Here is a 20587-nt window from a genome sequence, read left to right as displayed (position 1 = left end):
GGAAAGTCGTTGCGTCGAAACGAAGGAACACACGGTTCCACTTCCCGACGAACGGAGATCCGCATGACCGACCCGCACCGCCGCAAGGCATTGGTGACCGGTGCCGCGCGTGAGGGTGGAATCGGCGAAGCCATCGTCGCCCGGCTCGAGGCCGATGGGATGGAGGTGGTTACCCTCGACCGTGCACCCGGGTGCACGTACCAGGCCGACATGTCCACCGACGAACTGCCCCCGCTCGACGACATCGACGTCTACGTTGCGAATGCCGGTGTGACGACGATGTTCGGGGCCGCACACAGTATGTCGATCGACAAGTGGCGGAAGGATCTCGACGTCAACCTCACCGGGACATTCCGGTTGCTTCAGCAGTGCCTGCCCGGGATGCGCGAACGACGGTATGGCCGCGTCGTTGTCATCTCCAGTACCGCAGGCACGCAGGGCATGCCGGCTCAGGTGTCGTACAGCACCACCAAGGCAGGGTTGCTCGGTCTGGTCAAGACGGTCGCGGCAGAGAACATCGCTTTGGGCATCACCGCAAACGCTGTCCTGCCCGGAATGACCGCCAGTTCCGGAATCCTGTCCATGCCGCAAGACATCCAGGACGCCTGGCTCGCGTCGATGCCCAACGGATTCGTCGCCCCCGCCGACATCGCCGACGCCGTCGCGTTCTTCGCCTCCCCCACCGCCCGCAGCGTCACCGGCCAGTTCCTCACCGTCGATGCAGGTGACAGTCTCAACACCCGAACGGTCACCTCCTCGGTTGCACAGCACTGACGGAGTGCGCGCACGCTGACCGGCCATAGAACGACCTCTACCGCGATCTCAGGGTGCCCCGATTAACCCACTGCAGGCGTTCCTACCGTCCCACGCGTCGGTTCCCGACTCGGAGGACGCTTCGACTTCCCGCGCCGTCGCATGTAACCCCTTTTGGACAGTCCTTTACATTGGACTATCCATATGGTGTCATCTGTGACAGGCGCCACCCGGAGGGGGTCTTCCTCCGCGGCATCCCGCCCCCATTACAGATTTCGATCGACAGGAGCTTCCATGAGCGCAGTCGGCACGACTGGGTTGCAGGCGCCCACGCGGCATCTGAACCGCTGGTGGTATGTAGTGACGGGCTTTCTGACTCTGTTGTTCGGCACGACCGCGGTGAATGTCTTGTTCAACATCCTCGGCAAGCCGATGACCGAGGAATTCGGCTGGGAACGAAGCGTCATCAGCAACGGTCTGTCCATCGAAACGGTGTTCGTGGGTATCAGCATCGTCATCTTGGGCTTCCTCGTCGACCGGTACGGTCCCAAGATCCCGTCGGTTCCGATGTCGCTGGCATTCGGAATCGGTTTGATGCTGATGTCCGTCCTGCCGAACAACCAGCTCGCGTTCTATCTGCTCTGCGTGGTGATCGGCGCCGGAGCGGGCGCCGTGAATCCGGTGGCGCACTCGACCGTGGTGAGCGCGTGGTTCCAGGACCGTCGCGGTATAGCGCTGGGCATTCTCATGGCCGGCCTCGGCTCGTGCGGGGTGCTCATGCCGTATCTGGCCAACTGGGTGCTCGGGTTCGGCGGCTGGCGCATGGCGTTCCTGGTCATCGGCGCCCTCTGCACGGTGATCCCGGCCTCGGTCTACGCGTTCGTCACCCGGATGCCAGCCGAACACGAAGCCGAGCGTAAGGCGGCGCGTTCAGAGGGGCGGATGGCCGGAGAATCGCTACTCACCGTGGCGAGGAAGTACCGGCAATTCTGGCTGCTGTCCATCGCGATCTTCCTCGTCTCCTCCGCAACGTTCGGCCTGATGTCCCAGGTCGTGCCCATGACCACCGACAAGGGCATCAGCCAGGGGACTGCGGTCTCCATTCTGTCCGTCCTGAGCCTGGCGTCGATCGCTGCACGACTGTTGGTGGGCTACCTGCTCGACCGGTTCTACGCCCCTGCCATCGGCTCGATCATCTTCGCGCTGTGCGGGGTCGGGGTCTTCGTCATGATCTCGTCGTCGCAGACCGGCCTGCTGTTCGTCGGCGCGGCTCTGATCGGCCTGGGCCTGGGGTCCGAGGGTGATCTCGCCGCCTACATGGTGAGCCGATACTTCCCCAAGCACTCCTACGGCCGGGTGCTGGGATTCATCTACTTGCTCTACGCGCAGGGGTCGGCGTTCGGCATCTTCCTGCTCGGACAGGTGTACAGCGCCACCGGTTCCTACAGTGCCGGCGCGCTGCCGATCATCGTGCTGGTCGGAATCGCCATCGCCTGCCTGCTGATGATGGGTTCCTATCGCTTCACCCTGGACCATCGCGAGATCGGCGCCGACAATGTCACCGTCGAAGAAAAGGAGCACGTATGACCGACGGATTTCATGACGCCTTGGTGACTCGCGCCACTGAGGACATGCCGGAGAAATTCTTCGACCGATTCATGTTCAATCTCCATCCGGACGGAGATACCGCGCCGTCGGTGATCCTCGGTGCTGGCGTCTATCCGCCGCGAAACGTCGTGGACGGTTTCGTCGTTCTCACCACCGGGACCGAGCAGCGCAATCTCCGCTACTCCACCGAACACTCCGAGACCGACGGCGCCTCCGTCGGACCACTGAGGTGGGAGACGGTCGAAAACAATCGCACCTGGCGAATCCAACTCGGCGAGAACAAGACCGGACTCGAACTCAATCTGCTGTGGCATGCTCGCGCACCGTATTGGCTCGGGTCGGTGGACGTGGAGAACACCGACGGGAACGTCACCTCCTTCGATCACCTGTTCCAGCCCGGTCGCTACGAGGGCACGCTCACCCTCGACGGAACCACTACCGACGTCGGGGGCTGGTACGGACTGCGGGACCGCTCTCGCGGGGTACGCACGATGTCCGGGGGCCAGGGTCTACATATCTGGTACCAGGCCCAGTTCCCGGACCGCACGTTCGGATTCTTGCTGGTCGAGGACCGCGAAGGCGGCCGAATCCTATTGGAGGGCGCCGTCATGCACGACGACGGACGACTCGACGACGTCATCGACGTCCGGCACGACTTGGTGTTCACCGCGGGCAACGACCTCGCCAGTGGCACGGTGGAGGTCGTGACTGCCCGCGGCGCGACCTACCGCATCGATTCGGACGCCTCGGCCGGCGGCGGTTATATGGCGGGCGGCGGCTACGGCGGCCATCACGGCAAGGTCCGTGGTCGCGACCACGAAGAGTTCGACGTCTACCCCCTCGACGGATCCGTCGGCCCGAAGACTCTCGACTCCGCCCTCACCGACCGTTGCTGCACGTTCGGATGGAACGGGGAGACCGGCTACGGAATCTTCGAGTTCGCCCTGTCGCGATCGTCGTCGTACACCTACCGCGCCACGCTGACGCGCTGACCCACGCCGGCCACTGTCCCTGCACCGACCGAAAGGTGCAGGGACAGTGTTATTCGGGAGCAGAGCGCTATTGACGGAAGGCGTCCAGGCCCTCGGTCGCCATTCGCACCATGTGGTCGGCGAGCCCGGCCGTACGGGTCACCTTGGCGGGCCAGTACGCGATCGAGAAGATCATGCCCAAGCACGACTGGGTGGCCACGGAGACCTCGGCCGGTGACGCGGCGGGGATCGCCCGCGCGACCGCAGTCTCCCAACCCTGGACGTACTGCTTACGCCGGCGGTTGATCGCCTTCCGCCACGGATCGACCAGCGACCGGTCTTCGCGCTGACTGACGTTGACAAGGTGGCGGTGCCTCGCCGCGAAGAGCGCATGATGACGGATCATCCGCTGAAGATCGAGGTCCGCGTCGTCGAGTACCGGCTCGGTGGCGCCGATCAGCTCGTCCATCGCCTCACCGAACAGAGTAGCCAGGATCTCGTCCTTGCCGGAGAAATGACGGTAGATTGCGGGGCCACTCAGGCCGGCCCGCGACCCCAATTCGTCGACACTTGTGCCGTGAAATCCCTTCTCGTAGAAAAGCTCTGCAGCAGTGTCGAGAATCTTACGGTTACGGTCCACCGAGCCATTCTAGCACCGGACTGTGAACGATCGTTATGATGTGTCGATGACGTCACCAGCAGAAATCCCCTCCTACGTTCAGGTGATAGCACTGCCCCGCGAGTGTGGGCCGGTGCCCATCCCGTTCGCCTACGAGGACGAGAACGGCCATATGAATATCCGCCACTATTTCGATCTCGAGGCGCAGGCGATCGCCGTCGTGTTCGACAGAATGGGTATCACCGACGATTATCGCGCTACTCGGGAACAGGGCTTCTTCACCGCCGAGCACCACATCCGGTACTACGCGGAGGTGCACGTCGCCGACCAGGTGTCGGTTCACGCACGAATCGTCGAACGTTCCGACAAGATCGTCCACGCCATGGCGTTCCTCGTCGACGACACCACCGAACGCCTCGCGAGCACACTCGAGGTCACCGCGACCCACGTCGACCTCACCACCCGCCGGGTCGTGCCCTTCGCCGACGACGTCGCGGCCGCCGTCGACCAGGAACTCAACCGCACCGACGTCGACTGGCCCGCCCCGGTGTGCGGTGCAATGGGCATCCGAACCCGCGCCTGACCCACATTCCTTACGCAGCTCCCCTTTCACAGCGTCGGGGGCAGACGCCATCTTCTCGGTTCACGCACGCGTTCTAGGGGCCAAAACCGGTGCGTCTACCGACATCATGCGCGGCTGCAGATGCGCGGCTGCAGCAAGACGCGACCCGACGACAGCTCGGCGATCCGGCTGCGGACCCATCAACATCCGGCCGTGTTACCCCTTTTGCAGAGAGATCAGAAATCATCGTCGCAGGTGAAAGCCTTTTTCGCCATCACTCTTGAAAACGCTCGTTATCAGCGCTACCTTCGTCATAAGGTAAGACCAAAGCGAATTCGCGGACGGACTCCGCTCCGCGTGCAACACGAAAGGACCAACAGGTCGATGAGTGACTTCACGAGTGACTTCACGGATGTGACGTACGAGGTCGAGAACGGACTCGCCTGGATCACGATCAACCGGCCCGATCGGTACAACGCGTTCCGCGCGCGCACCGTCGACGAGTTGGTGAAGTCGTTCAAGAAGGCGTGGGGCAGCTCCGAGGTCGGGGCGATCGCGCTGACCGGAGCCGGCGAGAAGGCGTTCTGCTCGGGTGGCGACCAGAAGCAGCGCATGGAGACCGGCGACTACGGCCCGTCCGACAGCGGACTGTTCGAGGTCGAGGCGCTGCACCGCGTCCTCCGGGACGTTCCCAAGCCTGTGATCGCCGCGGTCAACGGTGTCGCAGTCGGCGGCGGCCATGTGCTGCACCTGCTGTGCGACCTGTCCATCGCCGCGGACCACGCCATCTTCGGCCAGAACGGTCCGCGTGTGGGATCGTTCGACGCCGGACTCGGCACCGGATACCTGGCCCGAGCGATCGGCGAGAAGCGTGCCCGGGAGATCTGGTTCCTCTGCCGCCGCTACAGCGCCGAGCAGGCCCTCGACTGGGGTCTGGTCAACAAGGTGGTGCCCGGTGACCAGCTGCGTGCGGAGGTCCGCGCTTGGGCCGACGAGATCCTGCAGCTCTCACCGACGGCGCTGAAGGTGCTCAAGCAGTCCCTCAACGCCGACACCGAGCACTTCATCGCGCAGGGCAACATGGCCTACTCGACCCTCAAGCTGTTCGGTGAGTCCGCCGAGGCCATCGAGGGCATCAGCGCGTTCAACGAAAAGCGCAAGCCCGACTTCTCCAAGTTCCGCGGCGCCTGACCCTGAACTTCCGGACGGCGGGGCTGTCTTCCGCCCCGCCGTCCTGCAACTCACTCCCCAGGACCCGTCACAGAGAGCAGTCGCCCACATGCGTTTCACCCGGGAGCAACAGGATTTCGCGGTGGCTGTCCGTGAACTCTGCGACTCCGAATGTAAGACACTCCAGCAGCGTGACGCCCTGACCGAGGGCGGCACTGTGGCCAACAGCTCCGCCCTGCTCGAGAAATTCGCCGGCCTCGGCTGGCTCGCCGTGTCGCTGCCGGAAGAGTATGGCGGGGGCGGCGCCGGAATGGTCGAGGAATGCATCTTCCTCGAGGAAACCGCGCGTGGGCTCGCCCCGATCATCGCCTATTCCACGGGACTTACGGCCGCACAGACCTATTTGCGCTACGGCACCGAGGAACAGAAGCGCACGATCGTGGGCAACATGGCATCCGGAAAGATCGAGGCGATCGCCCTCAGCGAGCCCGGTGCGGGTTCCGACCTCGGTGGTGTCCGGATCAAGGCGGAACTGGTCGACGACCACTACGTCATCAACGGTCAGAAAACGTGGATCTCCGCGGCACACGTCGCCGAGCACATCCTCCTCCTCGCCCGGACCGACGCGTCCGGGAACAAGCACCAGGGTTTGACCCTTTTCATGGTGCCTGCCGATTCGCCCGGCCTCGAGATCCACGGCATCGAGACCATGGAGGCCCGCACCTGCAATGACCTGTACTTCACCGATGTCGCCGTGCCCGCAAGCGCGGTGGTCGGTACACCGAACCAGGCGTGGCGTCACCTCATGCGGGGACTCAGTGTCGAGCGCCTCATCATCGCGACGATGGCGCTCGGCGGGGCCCAGCGCTCACTCGACGACGTCATCGCCTTCGTCACCGAGCGTGAACAATTCGGTCAGAAGATCAGCAGCTTCCAGGCCATCCGTCACCGCATCGCAGATCTCGCCACGGAGATCGCCTTCGCGAAGTCGTTCGTGTACGAGGTGGCCGAACGGATCGATGCCGGGGAGGAAGACAACCTCAACCGCGAGGGGTCGATGGCTAAGCTGAAATGTACCGAAATCGCGAAGAAGACCGCACTCGAGGCGATGCAGATGATGGGCGGCTACGGCTATACCCGCGAATACGGCATGGAGGAACAGGTTCGCCGCTCTCTGGCTCCGCCGATCTATGGCGGTACCAACGAGATTCAGCGCGAAATCATCAGCAAGAGCCTGGGCCTGTAGCCCTCGTTCCCGACCAGAGGACCATTCCATGACCACTTCTCCCTTCACTCCCGACGCCCTCGCGGGCAAGCGCGTGCTGATCACCGGCGGCGGCACCGGGCTCGGCCGCGGCGTCGCCCGGCACCTCGTCGATCACGGAGCCGAAGTCCACCTGTGGGGCCGTCGGCCCGCTGTCCTCGAGGAAGCCGCGGCGGAGGCGTCCGTCTCCCGGCCGGGCTCGGTCCACTGGCAGACCGTCGATGTCCGCAAGGCAGACCTCGTATCGGCGGCCATGGACGAGATCTGGACCCTTCACGGACCACTGACCGGCGTCATCAACAACGCCGCCGCGAACTTCATCGCCCCCACCGAATCGCTCAGCGCACGCGCCTTCGAGGCCGTCACCTCCACCGTGATGAACGGGTCGTTCAATACCACCCACGCCGCGGGCCGCCGCTGGATCGAAGGCGGTAACAAGGGCGTCGTACTGTCCACCCTGACCACCTGGGTGTGGAGCGGATCCGCGTTCGTCGTTCCCTCCGCGATGGCGAAAGCCGCCGTGCACTCGATGACGATGTCACTCGCGGTCGAGTGGGCCCGTTACGGCATCCGCCTCAACGCACTCGCCCCCGGACCGATCCCCACCGACTACGCATGGGAAATGCTCAACCCCACCGACAAGAGTGCAGTCGGCGCAACGCAGGCCGACCAGGTGCCGATGGGCCGAATGGGCACGATGGAAGAACTTGCCAACCTCACTACCTTCCTCCTGTCGGACGCCTGCGACTACCTCACCGGCCAGACCATCGCGATGGACGGCGGTCAGATGCTCGCCGGACCAGGCACTTTCGCCGGTCTGACATCGATGACCAACGAGGACTGGGCCACCGCCCGGGAAAAGAGCAAGGCCGCGAGCGAAGCAGCAAAGGCGCAGCGCGGAGTCTGACCCCACCTACGAGGCCTGCCTGCCGGTGACAACGAGGTCCCGGCGGGCAGGCCTCTTCTGTGTGAACTCGTTCCACTTCGCACCTACCGTCCAGGAGAGACCTGATGATCGAGAACATCACCGCCCCTCCGTTCATCGCGACCGGCGTCGAAGCGCTGTTCCAGGTAGCACCCGTGACCGGCGACGGCGCCCACGGCAGGTCGGAAATGCCGACCGGACCGTGGCTGTCCGACCACCGCGGACTGCCCTGCCGTGGCGCTCTCGGTGTTCTGATGGACGACGTGACAGGCTATCCGATCACCGCGCGATGTCCGGCCGGACACTGGTCCGTCACAACGGAATTACACATCGACTTCACCTGCAATCCACCGCTCGACGGATCGATCCTGCGCGCCGACAGCCAAGTCGTCACGACAGATCCGGTCGGCGGTCTGGCGAGCGGCCGAATCGTAGACGAGAGCGGGCGGATCGTTGCCCTCGGAAGCGCCCGCTTGCGATTCGTCGCGGCCGCCTCACCGTCGGGATCCGTATCCGACGACGTCATCCGATCTCGAGCGAACGCATCCTCGATCATCGAACTCCTCGGCGCCCACCAGCGCCGAGACAACGCTTGCGCCGGCCTGGAACTGGATCCGTCGGATTCGCTCTGCAATCCGCTGGGCAACGTTCACGGCGGCGTCCTTCTGTGTGCATCCGAGATCGCCGGCCACTCCGCGGTGGCGCCACACGCCGATTTCCAGACGACGTCGATTGCGATGACATTCGTACGGCCCAGCCCTGGAACCGAGCCGATCACCTTCGCACCCCGAGTGGTCTACCGCGGCCGCAGCTTTGCCGTCATCCACGTCGTCGGACGCAATCGAACCGGAAAGACCTGCACCACAGCGACGCTCACGTGCCATCGCACCTGATCCGATACGACTGAGGCGGTCGGTACTCGCGTACCGACCGCCCCAGTCTCGGAGTCACACTACCGACGGCGCCAATCCCGCTGCGCGGTGGGCGGCGCCGAGGAACGCACGCACGAGGGCCCCGTCTCGGTAGTACTGGTCGCCGACTCCGGCGACAGCTCGACGACGTCCGTACTCGTACAGCACCGCCAGCTTCCACAAGGCCAGCGCGGTATACCAGGGCAGGTTCGACAGGTCGGCTCCCGTGGCGGCCGCGTACCGCTGCGTCAGCTCGTCGCGGGTGGGATACCCCTCCTCGAGCACGGCTACAGCGAGATCCTCGGTCGGTGTGCGTTCCTCCCCCTCGACGGGATACGACGCGAGGAAGTATCCGAGGTCGAACAGGGGGTCACCGATCGTCGCCAACTCCCAGTCCAGGACTGCAGCAATGCGTCCTGGCGAATCGGGAGCGAGGATGACGTTGCCGATGCGATAGTCGTTGTGGATGATCGCCGCACCGGACTCTGCGGGCACGTGAGCGGCGAGCCAGGAGTCGATCTCCGCAAACTCCGGCGGCGGTGTTCCGTCCTCCGCTGCCACCAGTTTGCCCATGCGGCGCAGGTGACGCTCGTTGAACCCGTCGGGCCGGCCGATGTCCTCCAGACCGGCCGCCTGCCAGTCCACTGCGTGCAGTTCGGCGAGAGTGTCGACCAATGCCTCGCCGATCCGGCGACGATCCGCGGGGGCGCTCAACGCCGGCGGTGTCTCGGTAGTGACCACCGGACCGGGAAGGTAGTCCATCACGTAGAACGGGACGTCGAGCACGTCACCGGACTGGCCGACGGCGAGGACGTCCGCCACCGGCACGCCACTGCCGGCGAGGGCGCCGACAAGGCGCGCCTCCCGCAGCATGTCGTGGGCGCCCGCCGGGACGGGTGGTGGAGGCGGTCGTCGGACGATCACCTGACGAAACCCGTCGGAGACAAGGAACGTCAGGTTGGAATGCCCGTCGCCGATGCGCGCAGTCGTGAGCGGTCCTTCGGTGATCCCGCGCTCGCGCAGAAACGTCTCCAGCGCGCCGAGCGTGTCGGGCGTCCATTCCCAGGTCATGCGCTCGCCTCCATCCGTGTGGTCATTCGTCGATTCTTACTGTCCCGTGAAGCGCGGCGCCCGCTTCTCCTTGAAGGCGGCGAGCGCCTCCGGCATGTCGGCGCAGCGGGTGAGCAGCGCCTGACCCCGGTTCTCCAATTCCAGTGCCGCCGCATACGACGTCACTTCTTGGTTCCGCTGCAGCGCACGCTTCGACATCCGAATGCCGCCAGGCGAATTCGAAGCGATCGCCTCGGCCACCGCGATGGCCTCGTCGAACAGATCCTCACTGGGGACTACCCGGTTTGCCAGCCCGATCCGGGCAGCCTCCTCGGCGCCGACGAAACGCGCGGTGTACGCGATCTCCGCCGCCCGGCCCGGTCCGACGAGCCGGGTGAGCTTCCACGACGTGCCGAGTTCCCCGACGGACAATCCGACCTTGACGAACGCCGCGTTGAACTTCGCGGTCGGCGCCACGAGGCGGATGTCTGCGGCGAGCGCGAGAGCCAGCCCACCGCCCGCCGCGGCACCGTGAATCGCCGCGATAACCGGGAACGGCAGGTGGTACAAAGCCGCCAGCCCACCGGTCGCGGTCTCCTGGAACTTCAGGAAATCACGCACACCCATTTCGGTGATGACGTGGATTTCGTCCAGGTCGAACCCGGCACAGAACGACTGCTCGCCCGCTCCCCGAATGATCAGCGCCCGCGCATCGGTGTCGCGCAACGCGTACGCGGCAGTGTTGAACTCAGTGAACATCTTGACCGTCATCGAGTTCATTCGGTCGGGTCGATTGATCGTGAGGACCGCGATCTTGCCCTCGAGTACTTCGAGGGTGAGGGTCTCCAGCTGCGGCGGCTCGTAGTTGCTCAGCACCGCCGTATTCTCCCGCACTTCGGTCTGCGTCATCTGGCTCACCTTCCCGTGAACTTAGGGTTGCGCTTCTCTTTGAACGCAGCTAGTGCCTCGGGCATGTCCTCGCCACGGGTGAGCAGTGCCTGACCCCGGTTCTCCAACTCGAGTGCCGCCGCATACGACGACACCTCCATATTGGCGTGGAGCGCACGCTTCGACAGCTGCACTCCGGCAGGGGAATTCGCGCGGATGAGGCGCGCCATTGCGAGCGCCTCGTCGAGCAGCGACTCGGCGGGAACGACCGCATTGAGCAGTCCGAGCGACTCGGCCTCGACGGCCTCGATAAAGCGGCCCGTGTAGGCGAATTCCGCGGCCCGCGCCGGACCGATGAGCCGGGGCAGGTGCCAGGAGGCGCCTAGATCACCGGCGGACAGGCCGATCCGTACGAAGGCCGCGTTGAACCGTGCGGCCGGTGAGCCGATCCGGATGTCGGCGGCAAGCGAAAGGGACAGCCCTCCACCGGCGGCCGCACCGTTGACGGCCGCGATCACCGGGACGCGAATGCTGCGGATTGCCGAGAGCGCCCGCGCGGCCAGTTCCTGCTGGTCGAGCATGCCCATCGGTGTCAACGACGACAGTCCGTCGGCATCGTCGAGGTCGAAGCCACCGCAGAACGCCTTGCCGGCGCCAGTGAGGATCACGACGCGGAGGTCGTCCTCCTGATCCAGAAGCAGCGCCACCTTCTCCAGTTCGACGAACATGGTGTTCGTCATCGAGTTCATGCGTTCGGGGCGATTCAACGTCACGACGGCGATGCCGGGTTCCGGCCGCTCGAGCGTGAACGTTTCCCATGTCGTGGGCTCGGTCACGAGTTCACTCCTTCTCCAGTTCGGCGATCCCAAGCGATCGCCCTCAGTGCGTGGCCGGACGCGGCGCGTCCGGATGGTCAGGTCTCTGGGGAGGTCTTTCAGCACCGCACCCGCATCGGCTACCCGCCTCCGCTCGCTTTTTGGTCTGATAATAATACCTTGAATTCGGCCGCGGAGGAATCCTCCCGACCTCGCGTCCGGGCATGCGCACTGACGACCAACACGACAGACACAAGAACGATCGCTCCCCCGATCATCAAGGCGGGGGTCACGGGTTCGGAGAGAACAACGGACCCGAGTGCCACAGCCACCACCGGATTCACATAGGTATGCGTGGCCACCAGCGACAGAGGAGCGTGATGCAAAAGCCACGCGTACGCCGTGAAACCGATGATCGAGCCGAAGACGACGAGGTAGCCGAACGCTCCCCATGCCCGGGACCCGATCGCCCCGTCCAGCCTTTCGCCAGTCGCCACCGACGCGAGCGACATGGCCGCTCCGGCCGCCAGAAGCTGGTACGCCGCAGTCACATACACGTCCCCCGGCAACCAGACCCTCGGCTTGATCCACGACCCGAACGACCACGACAGGCTGGACAGCACGATGACCGCCACCCCGATGATGGGAAGACCGGACTGCCCACCACGGTGCGGCAACACCAGCACGGCGAGACCGATCAGCCCCACGCCGACACCTACCAACTCGAGCACCCGCGGGCGGTCACAGCCCAGCGTGCGATAGAGACAAATCCACAGCGGCACCATGGCGATGAGGAGCGCCGTCACGCCGGAGGGCACGCCGTGCAACTGGCCGACCGAGGTCAGGCCGTTCCCACACGCGAGCAGGAGCACTCCCAGGAACGCGGCTCCTGCCGCCTCGCGCCACGTGAGGCGCAGCCGCCCCCAGCCGCCGCGACAGGCCAGGAAGGCGGCCATCAGCGCACCGGCAAGGAGGAACCGCGCACCCATCGAACCCAGGGGCGGCACTTCCTCGATGACCAGACGGATCGCGAGGTAGACCGATCCCCAGATCACATAGACGAGGAACAGGGCGAACGCGATCGGACCCCTTCCGACACTCCCGGGCGACATGGCGCTCAGGAGAACCGCGGAGCGCGCTTCTCCAGGAAGGCCGTGATGCCCTCCTTCGCCTCTCCGTTCTCGAACAGATCCTGCTCCTGGGCCACCTCGAATCGGAAGCCCTCCTCGAGTGGCGTGTCGAACGATGCGTCGACCGTGCGGATGACGGCGCGCTGCGCGGGCGGCGACATCGTGCACAACTCGGCGGCGAGTGCCAGCGCGGCCTCCGTCGCGGCGCCCGCCTTGACGAGGCGATCGATCAAGCCGATCGCGTGCGCCTCGGGAGCGAGGACCTGGCGGGCACTCAGCATGATGTCGAGTGCTCGGCCACGGCCTACCAGACGCGGAAGGCGCTGCGTCCCACCTGCTCCGGGAATCAGCCCCAGTTTCACCTCGGGCAATCCGAACTTGGCGTCCGCACCACCGACCCGCAGGGTGCAGGCCATGGCGAGTTCGAGGCCGCCGCCCAGCGCGAGGCCGTCCACCGCGGCGATCGAGATGCGGTCGGCCGAGGCGAGCCGGTCCAGAGCACTCCGAAGCCGATCGCCGTACGCGGTAAACGACTCCGCGTCGACGGACGCCATGTGCTTGATGTCCGCGCCGGCCGCAAAGAAGCCGGGAATATCCGAGCGAACGACGACCACCTTCACGGAGCCGTCGGCGTCCGCCGCATCGAGTGCAGCGTTCAGACCGTCGATGATCGGCAATCCGAGAGCGTTCGCCGGCCTGCGCTGCAACGTGATCGTCATGACGCCGGCCTCGACGTCGCTCCACGCGACTGCGGGCGTTGCGGTTTCCGACATGCACACCATCCTTCTCGGTCCTGTATTGACCCAACCATACTAATTGTCGGACCGAAATGGAAGATCAGGGTCTACGCGGGAACTTCTCGAACTCGGGGCGCCGCTTGGCCTTGTACGCCTCGCGGCCTTCCTTCGCCTCGTCCGTAGAGTAAAAGAGCAGATTCGCGTCGTGCGCGAGCTGCTGAATACCGGCCATGCCGTCCTCGGCGGCGTTGAAGCTCGCCTTCATGAGCCGCAGCGCGAACGGCGAGAGTTGCAGCATCTCGCGGCACCACTGCACGGTTTCCCGCTCCAGGTCGGCGAGAGGGACAACGGTATTGACAAGGCCCATCTCGCGTGCCTGCTGCGCGTCGTACTGCCGGCACAGGAACCAGATCTCCTTGGCCTTCTTCACCCCGACCAGTTCCGCGAGCAACCCCGCGCCGTAACCGCCGTCGAACGACCCGACCTTCGGGCCCACCTGACCGAACCGGGCGTTGTCCGCCGCGATCGTGAGGTCACAGACCAGGTGCAGGATGTGCCCGCCGCCGATCGCGTAGCCGGCGACCATGGCCACCACCGGCTTCGGCAGGCGTCGGATCTGAATCTGCAGATCGGTGACGTGGAACCGTCCGACGCTGCCCGCCTTACCGGGCTCGGTGAGGTAGCCGGTGTCGCCGCGCACCCGCTGATCGCCGCCCGAGCAGAAGGCGTCAGGCCCCTCCCCTGTCAGCACGATCACGCCGACCGAGGAGTCTTCGCGGGCGTCGACCAGAGCGTCGGAGATTTCCATCAGCGTCTGTGGCCGGAACGCGTTGCGTACCTCCGGACGGCAGATCGTGATTTTCGCAATCCCGTCACCACTGTGTTCGTATCGGATGTCCTCGAACTCACCGACTGCAGTCCAGGACACGAAATCCGTTGTATCACCGTTGTTCATCATAGAGCGATCATAGGCACACGCGCTAACGATCGTTATCGGCCGAGCCTGCGAATGCCGAAGGTGCGACCCGGAAAACCGAGCCGCACCTTCGCGTCCTATATCCGCATTTCTGTCAGGACATTGTCAGGCCACCGCTGACGGACAGCGTCTGGCCGGTGACGAATTCCGCCGCGTCGGAGGCGAAGTAAGCCACCGCCGCGCCGATGTCTTCCGCCTTGCCGAGACGCTTCATCGGCACGGCGCGGGTCATGCCTCCGATCACCTTGTCGGCATCCTGGCCTGAGCTGTCGGCGAACTTGCGCAGCGCCGGAGTATCGGTGGGGCCGGGGCACACGGTGTTCGCGGTGACACCCTTGGTCGCGACCTCACGGGCGAGGGTCTTGGTGAAGGCGATGATGCCACCCTTGGCGCCCGAGTACACGGCCTCGAGCGAAGAGCCGACGCGGCCCGCGTCGGAACCGATGTTGATGACACGGCCCCAGCCGCGCTCGACCATGCCCGGGACAGTTGCCTGAATAACCCGAAGCTGGCCCTTGAAGTTGATGTCGAGGATCCGGTCCCAGAACGCCTCGTCCGTCTTCAGGAACGGCATGAAGTCGTCCCAGCCGGCGTTGTTCACGACGATCTCGACCGGGCCGAACTGCTCGGCGACCTGCTTCACCGCTGCCTGCACCGACGCGGTGTCGGTGACGTCGACGGGAACGGCGATCGCCTGTCCACCGGCGTCGCGGATGCCGGCCGCGGTCTTCTCAGCGACCTCCAGGTTGAGGTCGGCGACCGCGACGCGGAAGCCGGCAGCACCCAGTGCGTCGGAAATGCCCTTGCCGATGCCCTGCGCACCGCCGGTCACGAATGCAACTCGATTACTCATGTTCTTCTCCGATTGTGTGTGTCGTTGTTCGAGGTCCGGTCGATTTCAACGCAGGCTCGATGCCCACTCGATGGGGCCTGCGACGATCGAATGACTGGTGAGCTTGCGGCCGAGCACACTCTGCGCTTCCCGAGCCGCGTCGATGACGCGAGGAAGGTCGAGGCCCGTCTCTACGCCCATTTCGTGGAACATGCTCACCAGGTCCTCGGTGGCGATGTTGCCGGTCGAGCCCGCCGGAACGGGGCAGCCGCCGAGCTCCCCGAAGCTGGATTCGAAGCTGGCACAACCTGCTTCGAGGGCCGCGTAGGCATTGGCAATGCCCTGACCGCGGGTGTTGTGGAAGTGGGCGGTCACCTCGACGCCGGGCAGCCGATCGAGCGCTGCCGAGAAGAATTCCGAGGCATACGCCGGGTTGCACATGCCCGTCGTGTCGCCGAAGCCGATCTCGGTGGCGCCGGCTTCCGCGAACCGTTCGGCGAGGTCGAGCACCCGGGTCAGGTCGACCTTGCCCTCGAACGGGCAGCCGAACGACGTCGCGATCACGGCGGCGCAGTCGAGGCCCTCGGCGACGATCCGTTTGGCCATGACGTCATTGTCCGCCATCGTTTCGTCGACCGTCCGATTGACGTTCTTCTTGTTGTGGGTCTCCGACGCGCTGACGAAGATCGCGACCTCGTGGAACTTGTCGCGAACCTTCAGGGCGTTCTCGAGGCCCTTGCTGTTGGGGACGAGCACCATCAGCTTCGTCTCGTCGGGGACCTCGATGCGCTCTAGAACCTCGACGCCGTCCGCGAGCTGCGGAATGACGTCCGGCCGAACGAAACTGGCCACCTCGATCCGGGTGAATCCCGCCCGCCCGAGAGCATTGATCAACCGCACCTTGTCGTCGGTCGGGATGTGTTCCGGTTCGTTCTGGAAGCCGTCACGGGGACCGACCTCCCGGATCTGGACCCGCTGGGGACGCGTCATGGCGTCGACTCCTTTCCCCTCACTCCGCTGTGGATGCAAGGTCGTACTCCTCGAGATCGAATTCCAGGGTGGCGCGGTGCTCGGGTGCTGCCACGGCAATCATGCGGCGGGCGCGTTCACCGAGAGAACATCCGCGCAGTGCCGCGGCACCGTGCTCGGTGACCACGAAGTCGACGTCGGCGCGGGCGGTGGTCACCGCGCCGTACTCGAGGGCTGTCTTGATCGTCGACTCCCCGCGAGAATCCGCGCGCATCGCGATGATGGAGCGGCCGCCGGTCATCGCCGCGGCCCGGGAGAAGTCGACCTGGCCCCCGACCGCACCGGCGTAGGTCGTGTTGCGGAGCTCCGCGCCGACCTGACCGGTGAGGTCGACCTCGATCGCCGAGTTGATGGACACGAACGACTTCAGTTGCGAAAGAATCTGCGGTGCATGGGTATAGCTTGCCGGCCGGAACGCCACCGGAAGTCCGGGAAGCCGGTCGTAGAGTGTGGCCGTTCCGAGCGCGGCTCCCGTCACGTGCAGTCCAGGGTCGATCTCTTTCCGCGCCCCGGTCAGCACTCCTCGGTCGATCAGTCGCAGTGCCGCATCGGAGATCATGCCGGAATGCAGTCCGAGGTCCTTGTGTCCCGCGAGAGCGGTGAGGACGGCGGACGGCAACGTTCCGACGCCGATCTGGATCGTGTCGCCGTCCGCCACGAGATCGGCGACGTTCCGTGCTATCGCCAGTTCCACGTCCGCGGGCTCGCGGTCCGGTGCCTCGAGCAACGGCCGGTCGGTCTCGACCACCGCGGCGAACCGCGACAGAGAAATCTTCGGTGCGCCGAGAGTGACGGGCATGCGCCGGTTGATCTCGGCGATCAGGACCGGCGTGTGATCGAGGGCATCGGCGATGTAGTCGACACCGACCCCGAGCGAGCAGTTTCCGGCCGAGTCCGGCGGTGACACCTGCACGAAGCCCACGTCGCACGGCAACCGCCGTTCAGCGAACAGCCGCGGGAGGGCCCCGTAATGGCAGGGCACGACCTCGAGGTGGGCAAGGCGGCGCAGTTCACCGAGGCCACCATAGGAGACGATGGACAACTCGTCCGGCGGTTCGCTCGTCAGCCGCCGATTCCAGGTGAGCCCCACAAAGGCCCGGACGGGGCCGATCGACGGCACCTGGTCGAGTAGGGCGTGGACGAGCGGGGTGGGTTCCGCGCTCGTCTGGCTCCACCAGATCCCGTCGCCGGGCCGGATGTGCTGCGTCAGGTCGATCATCAGTCGATCCGCTGGATCAGGGTCGCCGTTCCCAGGCCGCCGCCGCAGCACATGGTCACCAGGCCGATTTCGGCGTCGCGCCGCTCGAGCTCGGCGACGATCGTGGCGATGAGACGCGCACCCGTCGCGCCGACGGGGTGCCCGAGCGCGATCGCGCCGCCGTTGACGTTGACGCGGTCCATGTCCGGCTTCAGTTCCCGCTCCCAGGCCAGGACGACCGAACTGAACGCCTCGTTGACCTCGAAGAGATCGATGTCGTTGATGCTCATCCCGTTGCGGTCGAGCAACTTCTGGGTCGCCGGGATCGGGCCGGTCAGCATAATGATCGGATCGACCCCGACTGTGGTCTGATCGAGGATACGTGCCCGCGCACGGAGTGCGTGGGTATCGACCGCCTCCCGGGAGGCGAGCAGCACACCGGAAGCCCCATCGGAGATCGGCGACGAACTGCCCGCCGTGATGCGACCGTCCTTCCGAAACGCAGTCTTCAGGCCCGCGAGGCTGTCGAGAGTCGTTCCTGGACGGACCGTCTGGTCGGTGGCTCGTGTCTCACCGGCGAGGTCGAGAGGAATCATCTCGGCGTCGAAGCGACCGGCCTCGATGGCCTCGGTCGCGAGACGATGTGACCGGACAGCGAACTCATCCATATCCTGCCGGGAAATTCCCCACCGATCCGCGATGAGTTCGGCGCTCTCACCCTGGTGTACGAAGTCGTAGCGCTCACGCAGCGCTTCCGGCCATGGGTCGCCGTACAGTTCGGAAATCTTCGCGGGTGAGGTGATCGGCACGTGTCCCATGTGCTCCACACCACCGGCGAGGACGACGTCGTGGGTGCCGGAGCCGACCAGCGCCGCGCCCATCTCGACCGCGGTCTGCGCAGACCCGCAACGGCGGTCCAGCACCACGGCCGGGACCTCCGGCGGGTAGCCCACCTGCAGCCACGCGTTGCGGCCGATGTTTCGGGACTGCTCGCCGAACGGTGCCGTGCAGCCGATCACGAGGTCCTCGACGACGGCCGGGTCGAGCCCGCTGCGGCGGATCAGGTCCGTGTAGACGGCGCCAAGCATGTCGTTGGGGTGGGTGTCGCGGAACCAGCCACGCTCGGGGTGCGACTTGCCCATCGGAGTGCGGGCCGCTTCCGCGATGATCACTTCGCGGGCGGAGCGCTGGAAGGGGTTGCGCTTCTCAGCCATCAGATCACCGTTCCTCCGTCGACGGGCAGCACCTGGCCCGTGATGTACGCCGCGCCGTCGGACGCGAAGAACACGAAGCTGGCCGAGATCTCGTCCGGTTCCGCCCAGCGGCCCAACGGGATCCGTGCGAGCGTTTTCGCGGCGAGCTTCTCGTTGCTGCGAATGTTCTCGGTCATCTTGGTGGCGGCCAGCGGGGCGAGCGCGTTGACCGTCACCTGCTTCTTGGCGAGCTCACGCGCCAGCGACTTCGTGAGACCGATGATGCCCGCCTTCGCGGCACCGTAATTGGCCTGCCCGACGGTGCCCACCAGGCCCGCGGCGGAGGTCACGTTGATGATGCGGCCGCTGCCGTCGGACGGCAGGTACGGCAGGGCGGCCTTGCTGCAGACGAAGCTGCCGACGAGATGAATGTCGACGATGCGGCGGAAGTCCTCTTCTTCGAGGTTCGGGAACATCGCCGGCGCGATGGCACCCGCGTTGTTGACCAGAATGTTCAGGGTGCCGTCGTTCAGCGCAGCGGCCTGCTCCGCCGCAGCCGCCGCCTGATCGCCGTTGCGGACGTCGAGGGCCGCGGACTTCGCGGCACCGCCTGCTGAGGTGATCTCCGCTGCCACGGCCGCCGCGGCATCGGCGTCGACGTCGGTGACGAGCACCGCCGCACCTGCTCGCGCGTAGGCATGCGCCACCGAGGCGCCGATTCCACTACCCGCACCGGTGACGAGTGCGGACTTTCCGGTGAGTTCGAACATCAGTAGCTCCTGGGGAGGCCGAGGACATGCTCGCCGAGGTAGTTGAGAACCATCTCCTGGCTGAGCGGGGCGATCTTGGTCAGGCGGGCTTCGCGGAAGTACCGGGCCACGTGGTACTCCTCCGAGTAGCCCATGCCGCCATGGGTCTGGAGGGCGCGGTCGGCGGCCTGGAATCCGGCGTCGGCGCACAGGTATTTGGCCATGTTGGCTTCGCGGGCGCACGGCTTTCCGTTGTCGTAGAGCCACGTCGCCTTACGCAAGACGAGTTCGGCGGCGTCGAGGCGAGCGAGGGAATCCGCGAGCGGGAACTGCAGACCCTGATTCATGCCGATGGGGCGACCGAACACCTCACGCTCATTCGCGTACTGGACGCCCCGGCGAAGAGCGGCCCGGCCGATACCGAGCGCCTCGGACGCCACCAGCATGCGCTCCGGGTTGAGGCCGTCGAGAATGTACTTGAAGCCCATGCCCTCCTCGCCCACCCGATCCTCGACGGGAATCTCGAGGTTGTCGATGAACAATTCGTTCGACGTGACCGCGTTGCGCCCCATTTTCTTGATCGGGCGGATGTCGACCTTCGAACGGTCCAGGTCGGTGAGGAACAGCGTCAGGCCGTCCGTCTTCTTCTTCGCATCCTCGAACTTCGTTGTGCGCGTGAGGAGAAGGATTCTCTCCGACTCCATCGCCTTGGAGATCCAGACCTTGCGGCCGTTGACGATGTACTTGTCACCCTCGCGTCGCGCGAAGGTGGTGATCCTGGTGGTGTCCAAACCGGCGCCGGGCTCGGTGACACCGAAGCAGACGTGCAGGTCGCCGTCGACGATCCGGGGAAGGGTGCGCTGCTTGAGTTCCTCCGAGCCGTGCACGATCACAGGGTGCATCCCGAAGATAGACAGGTGCATCGAACTCGCACCGTTCATGCCGGCGCCGGAAGCGGCCACTTCCTCCAGCAGGATCGAGGCCTCGGTGATACCCATACCGTGCCCGCCGTACGCCTCGGGCGTGGTGATGCCGAGCCAGCCGCCCTTGGCGAATGCGTCATAGAACTCGGTGGGGAACTCGTGCTCGCTGTCCTTCTCCACCCAGTACTGCTCGTCGAACTTGCCGGCCAGCTCTCGCACCGCTTCTCGGATCGTTGCCTGATCCTCGGTCAGATCAAAGTCCACAGCACGTCCCATCGTCGTCG

21 protein-coding genes are annotated in these 20587 nt (G+C 65.4%); 8 read left to right on the top strand and 13 right to left on the bottom strand.

Annotated elements, in window-relative coordinates; translation table 11 throughout:
* The first annotated feature begins 63 nt into the window (after positions 1-63).
* The 3 genes from R4P95_RS13655 (at position 64) to R4P95_RS13645 (ending at position 3353) form a co-directional block, all read left to right on the top strand.
* The gene (locus R4P95_RS13655) at positions 64-774 is read left to right on the top strand and encodes an SDR family NAD(P)-dependent oxidoreductase (protein WP_317744196.1); all 711 of its coding nucleotides are present in this window, start codon (positions 64-66) and stop codon (positions 772-774) included.
* Between the two features lie 273 nt (positions 775-1047).
* Positions 1048-2340, top strand: coding sequence for an MFS transporter (locus tag R4P95_RS13650; protein WP_317744197.1), 1293 nt, complete (start codon positions 1048-1050; stop codon positions 2338-2340).
* Complete coding sequence (locus R4P95_RS13645) at positions 2337-3353, top strand: hypothetical protein (protein WP_317744198.1); 1017 nt, start codon at positions 2337-2339, stop codon at positions 3351-3353. Before R4P95_RS13650 ends, R4P95_RS13645 begins: the two co-directional genes overlap by 4 nt.
* 67 nt (positions 3354-3420) lie before the next feature.
* On the opposite strand, the gene R4P95_RS13640 is transcribed toward R4P95_RS13645, so the two are convergent.
* The gene (locus R4P95_RS13640; RefSeq protein WP_109334123.1) at positions 3421-3972 is read right to left on the bottom strand and encodes a TetR/AcrR family transcriptional regulator; all 552 of its coding nucleotides are present in this window, start codon (positions 3970-3972) and stop codon (positions 3421-3423) included.
* Positions 3973-4018: 46 nt separating this feature from the next.
* On the opposite strand from R4P95_RS13640, the gene R4P95_RS13635 reads away from it, so the two are divergent.
* From R4P95_RS13635 to R4P95_RS13615, 5 genes are all read left to right on the top strand, one after another.
* Positions 4019-4534, top strand: coding sequence for a thioesterase family protein (locus R4P95_RS13635; protein WP_317744199.1), 516 nt, complete (start codon positions 4019-4021; stop codon positions 4532-4534).
* A gap of 363 nt (positions 4535-4897) precedes the next feature.
* Positions 4898-5704 carry an enoyl-CoA hydratase-related protein gene (locus R4P95_RS13630; RefSeq protein WP_213576001.1) on the top strand — a complete coding sequence of 269 codons (807 nt, stop codon included), beginning with the start codon at positions 4898-4900 and terminating at the stop codon, positions 5702-5704.
* An 88-nt stretch (positions 5705-5792) separates the two neighbouring features.
* A complete protein-coding gene (locus R4P95_RS13625) occupies positions 5793-6929 on the top strand; it encodes an acyl-CoA dehydrogenase family protein (protein ID WP_213576000.1) in 1137 nt (378 codons plus the stop codon).
* 28 nt (positions 6930-6957) lie between these two features.
* Positions 6958-7854 carry an SDR family oxidoreductase gene (locus R4P95_RS13620; RefSeq protein ID WP_061700710.1) on the top strand — a complete coding sequence of 299 codons (897 nt, stop codon included), beginning with the start codon at positions 6958-6960 and terminating at the stop codon, positions 7852-7854.
* A gap of 104 nt (positions 7855-7958) precedes the next feature.
* A complete protein-coding gene (locus tag R4P95_RS13615) occupies positions 7959-8765 on the top strand; it encodes a PaaI family thioesterase (RefSeq protein ID WP_317744200.1) in 807 nt (268 codons plus the stop codon).
* Between the two features lie 54 nt (positions 8766-8819).
* Here the strand turns inward: R4P95_RS13615 and R4P95_RS13610 are convergent, their stop codons facing one another.
* From R4P95_RS13610 to R4P95_RS13555, 12 genes are all read right to left on the bottom strand, one after another.
* Positions 8820-9854 carry a phosphotransferase family protein gene (locus R4P95_RS13610; RefSeq protein WP_317744201.1) on the bottom strand — a complete coding sequence of 345 codons (1035 nt, stop codon included), beginning with the start codon at positions 9852-9854 and terminating at the stop codon, positions 8820-8822.
* 36 nt (positions 9855-9890) lie between these two features.
* Positions 9891-10742 carry an enoyl-CoA hydratase/isomerase family protein gene (locus R4P95_RS13605; protein WP_213575998.1) on the bottom strand — a complete coding sequence of 284 codons (852 nt, stop codon included), beginning with the start codon at positions 10740-10742 and terminating at the stop codon, positions 9891-9893.
* A 5-nt stretch (positions 10743-10747) separates the two neighbouring features.
* Positions 10748-11557: an enoyl-CoA hydratase/isomerase family protein gene (locus R4P95_RS13600; RefSeq protein WP_213575997.1), complete on the bottom strand. Its 810-nt coding sequence runs from the start codon at positions 11555-11557 to the stop codon at positions 10748-10750.
* Between the two features lie 119 nt (positions 11558-11676).
* Positions 11677-12648: an EamA family transporter gene (locus R4P95_RS13595; protein WP_317744202.1), complete on the bottom strand. Its 972-nt coding sequence runs from the start codon at positions 12646-12648 to the stop codon at positions 11677-11679.
* Between the two features lie 5 nt (positions 12649-12653).
* A complete protein-coding gene (locus tag R4P95_RS13590; RefSeq protein WP_317744203.1) occupies positions 12654-13439 on the bottom strand; it encodes an enoyl-CoA hydratase-related protein in 786 nt (261 codons plus the stop codon).
* A 64-nt stretch (positions 13440-13503) separates the two neighbouring features.
* Complete coding sequence (gene menB / locus R4P95_RS13585) at positions 13504-14361, bottom strand: 1,4-dihydroxy-2-naphthoyl-CoA synthase (RefSeq protein WP_317744204.1); 858 nt, start codon at positions 14359-14361, stop codon at positions 13504-13506.
* A 112-nt stretch (positions 14362-14473) separates the two neighbouring features.
* The gene (locus tag R4P95_RS13580; protein WP_213575993.1) at positions 14474-15232 is read right to left on the bottom strand and encodes an SDR family NAD(P)-dependent oxidoreductase; all 759 of its coding nucleotides are present in this window, start codon (positions 15230-15232) and stop codon (positions 14474-14476) included.
* Positions 15233-15277: 45 nt separating this feature from the next.
* Complete coding sequence (locus R4P95_RS13575; protein ID WP_317744205.1) at positions 15278-16201, bottom strand: hydroxymethylglutaryl-CoA lyase; 924 nt, start codon at positions 16199-16201, stop codon at positions 15278-15280.
* A 19-nt stretch (positions 16202-16220) separates the two neighbouring features.
* Positions 16221-17459 carry an acetyl-CoA hydrolase/transferase family protein gene (locus tag R4P95_RS13570; RefSeq protein WP_317744206.1) on the bottom strand — a complete coding sequence of 413 codons (1239 nt, stop codon included), beginning with the start codon at positions 17457-17459 and terminating at the stop codon, positions 16221-16223.
* Positions 17459-18652: a thiolase family protein gene (locus R4P95_RS13565; RefSeq protein WP_317744207.1), complete on the bottom strand. Its 1194-nt coding sequence runs from the start codon at positions 18650-18652 to the stop codon at positions 17459-17461. Before R4P95_RS13565 ends, R4P95_RS13570 begins: the two co-directional genes overlap by 1 nt.
* Positions 18652-19401: an SDR family NAD(P)-dependent oxidoreductase gene (locus R4P95_RS13560; protein ID WP_317744208.1), complete on the bottom strand. Its 750-nt coding sequence runs from the start codon at positions 19399-19401 to the stop codon at positions 18652-18654. Before R4P95_RS13560 ends, R4P95_RS13565 begins: the two co-directional genes overlap by 1 nt.
* Positions 19401-20567 carry an acyl-CoA dehydrogenase family protein gene (locus R4P95_RS13555; protein ID WP_317744610.1) on the bottom strand — a complete coding sequence of 389 codons (1167 nt, stop codon included), beginning with the start codon at positions 20565-20567 and terminating at the stop codon, positions 19401-19403. The genes R4P95_RS13560 and R4P95_RS13555 overlap by 1 nt, the downstream gene beginning before the upstream one ends.
* Positions 20568-20587 lie beyond the last annotated feature (20 nt).

Source organism: Rhodococcus sp. IEGM 27 (assembly GCF_033142305.1).
Taxonomy (GTDB): Bacteria; Actinomycetota; Actinomycetes; order Mycobacteriales; family Mycobacteriaceae; genus Rhodococcus_F; species Rhodococcus_F oxybenzonivorans.
Note: the sequence above shows the minus strand (reverse complement) of the source record. Positions and strands in the feature narration are given on the sequence as shown.

What these genes read in the sequence shown, in the direction of transcription:
- R4P95_RS13655 (WP_317744196.1), top strand. Translation starts at nt 64, where the DNA reads ATGACCGACCCGCACCGCCGCAAGGCATTGGTGACCGGTGCCGCGCGT.
- R4P95_RS13650 (WP_317744197.1), top strand. Translation starts at nt 1,048, where the DNA reads ATGAGCGCAGTCGGCACGACTGGGTTGCAGGCGCCCACGCGGCATCTG.
- R4P95_RS13645 (WP_317744198.1), top strand. Translation starts at nt 2,337, where the DNA reads ATGACCGACGGATTTCATGACGCCTTGGTGACTCGCGCCACTGAGGAC.
- R4P95_RS13635 (WP_317744199.1), top strand. Translation starts at nt 4,019, where the DNA reads ATGACGTCACCAGCAGAAATCCCCTCCTACGTTCAGGTGATAGCACTG.
- R4P95_RS13630 (WP_213576001.1), top strand. Translation starts at nt 4,898, where the DNA reads ATGAGTGACTTCACGAGTGACTTCACGGATGTGACGTACGAGGTCGAG.
- R4P95_RS13625 (WP_213576000.1), top strand. Translation starts at nt 5,793, where the DNA reads ATGCGTTTCACCCGGGAGCAACAGGATTTCGCGGTGGCTGTCCGTGAA.
- R4P95_RS13620 (WP_061700710.1), top strand. Translation starts at nt 6,958, where the DNA reads ATGACCACTTCTCCCTTCACTCCCGACGCCCTCGCGGGCAAGCGCGTG.
- R4P95_RS13615 (WP_317744200.1), top strand. Translation starts at nt 7,959, where the DNA reads ATGATCGAGAACATCACCGCCCCTCCGTTCATCGCGACCGGCGTCGAA.
- R4P95_RS13610 (WP_317744201.1), bottom strand. Translation starts at nt 9,854, where the DNA reads ATGACCTGGGAATGGACGCCCGACACGCTCGGCGCGCTGGAGACGTTT.
- R4P95_RS13605 (WP_213575998.1), bottom strand. Translation starts at nt 10,742, where the DNA reads ATGACGCAGACCGAAGTGCGGGAGAATACGGCGGTGCTGAGCAACTAC.
- R4P95_RS13595 (WP_317744202.1), bottom strand. Translation starts at nt 12,648, where the DNA reads ATGTCGCCCGGGAGTGTCGGAAGGGGTCCGATCGCGTTCGCCCTGTTC.
- R4P95_RS13590 (WP_317744203.1), bottom strand. Translation starts at nt 13,439, where the DNA reads ATGTCGGAAACCGCAACGCCCGCAGTCGCGTGGAGCGACGTCGAGGCC.
- menB (WP_317744204.1), bottom strand. Translation starts at nt 14,361, where the DNA reads ATGATGAACAACGGTGATACAACGGATTTCGTGTCCTGGACTGCAGTC.
- R4P95_RS13580 (WP_213575993.1), bottom strand. Translation starts at nt 15,232, where the DNA reads ATGAGTAATCGAGTTGCATTCGTGACCGGCGGTGCGCAGGGCATCGGC.
- R4P95_RS13575 (WP_317744205.1), bottom strand. Translation starts at nt 16,201, where the DNA reads ATGACGCGTCCCCAGCGGGTCCAGATCCGGGAGGTCGGTCCCCGTGAC.
- R4P95_RS13570 (WP_317744206.1), bottom strand. Translation starts at nt 17,459, where the DNA reads ATGATCGACCTGACGCAGCACATCCGGCCCGGCGACGGGATCTGGTGG.
- R4P95_RS13565 (WP_317744207.1), bottom strand. Translation starts at nt 18,652, where the DNA reads ATGGCTGAGAAGCGCAACCCCTTCCAGCGCTCCGCCCGCGAAGTGATC.
- R4P95_RS13560 (WP_317744208.1), bottom strand. Translation starts at nt 19,401, where the DNA reads ATGTTCGAACTCACCGGAAAGTCCGCACTCGTCACCGGTGCGGGTAGT.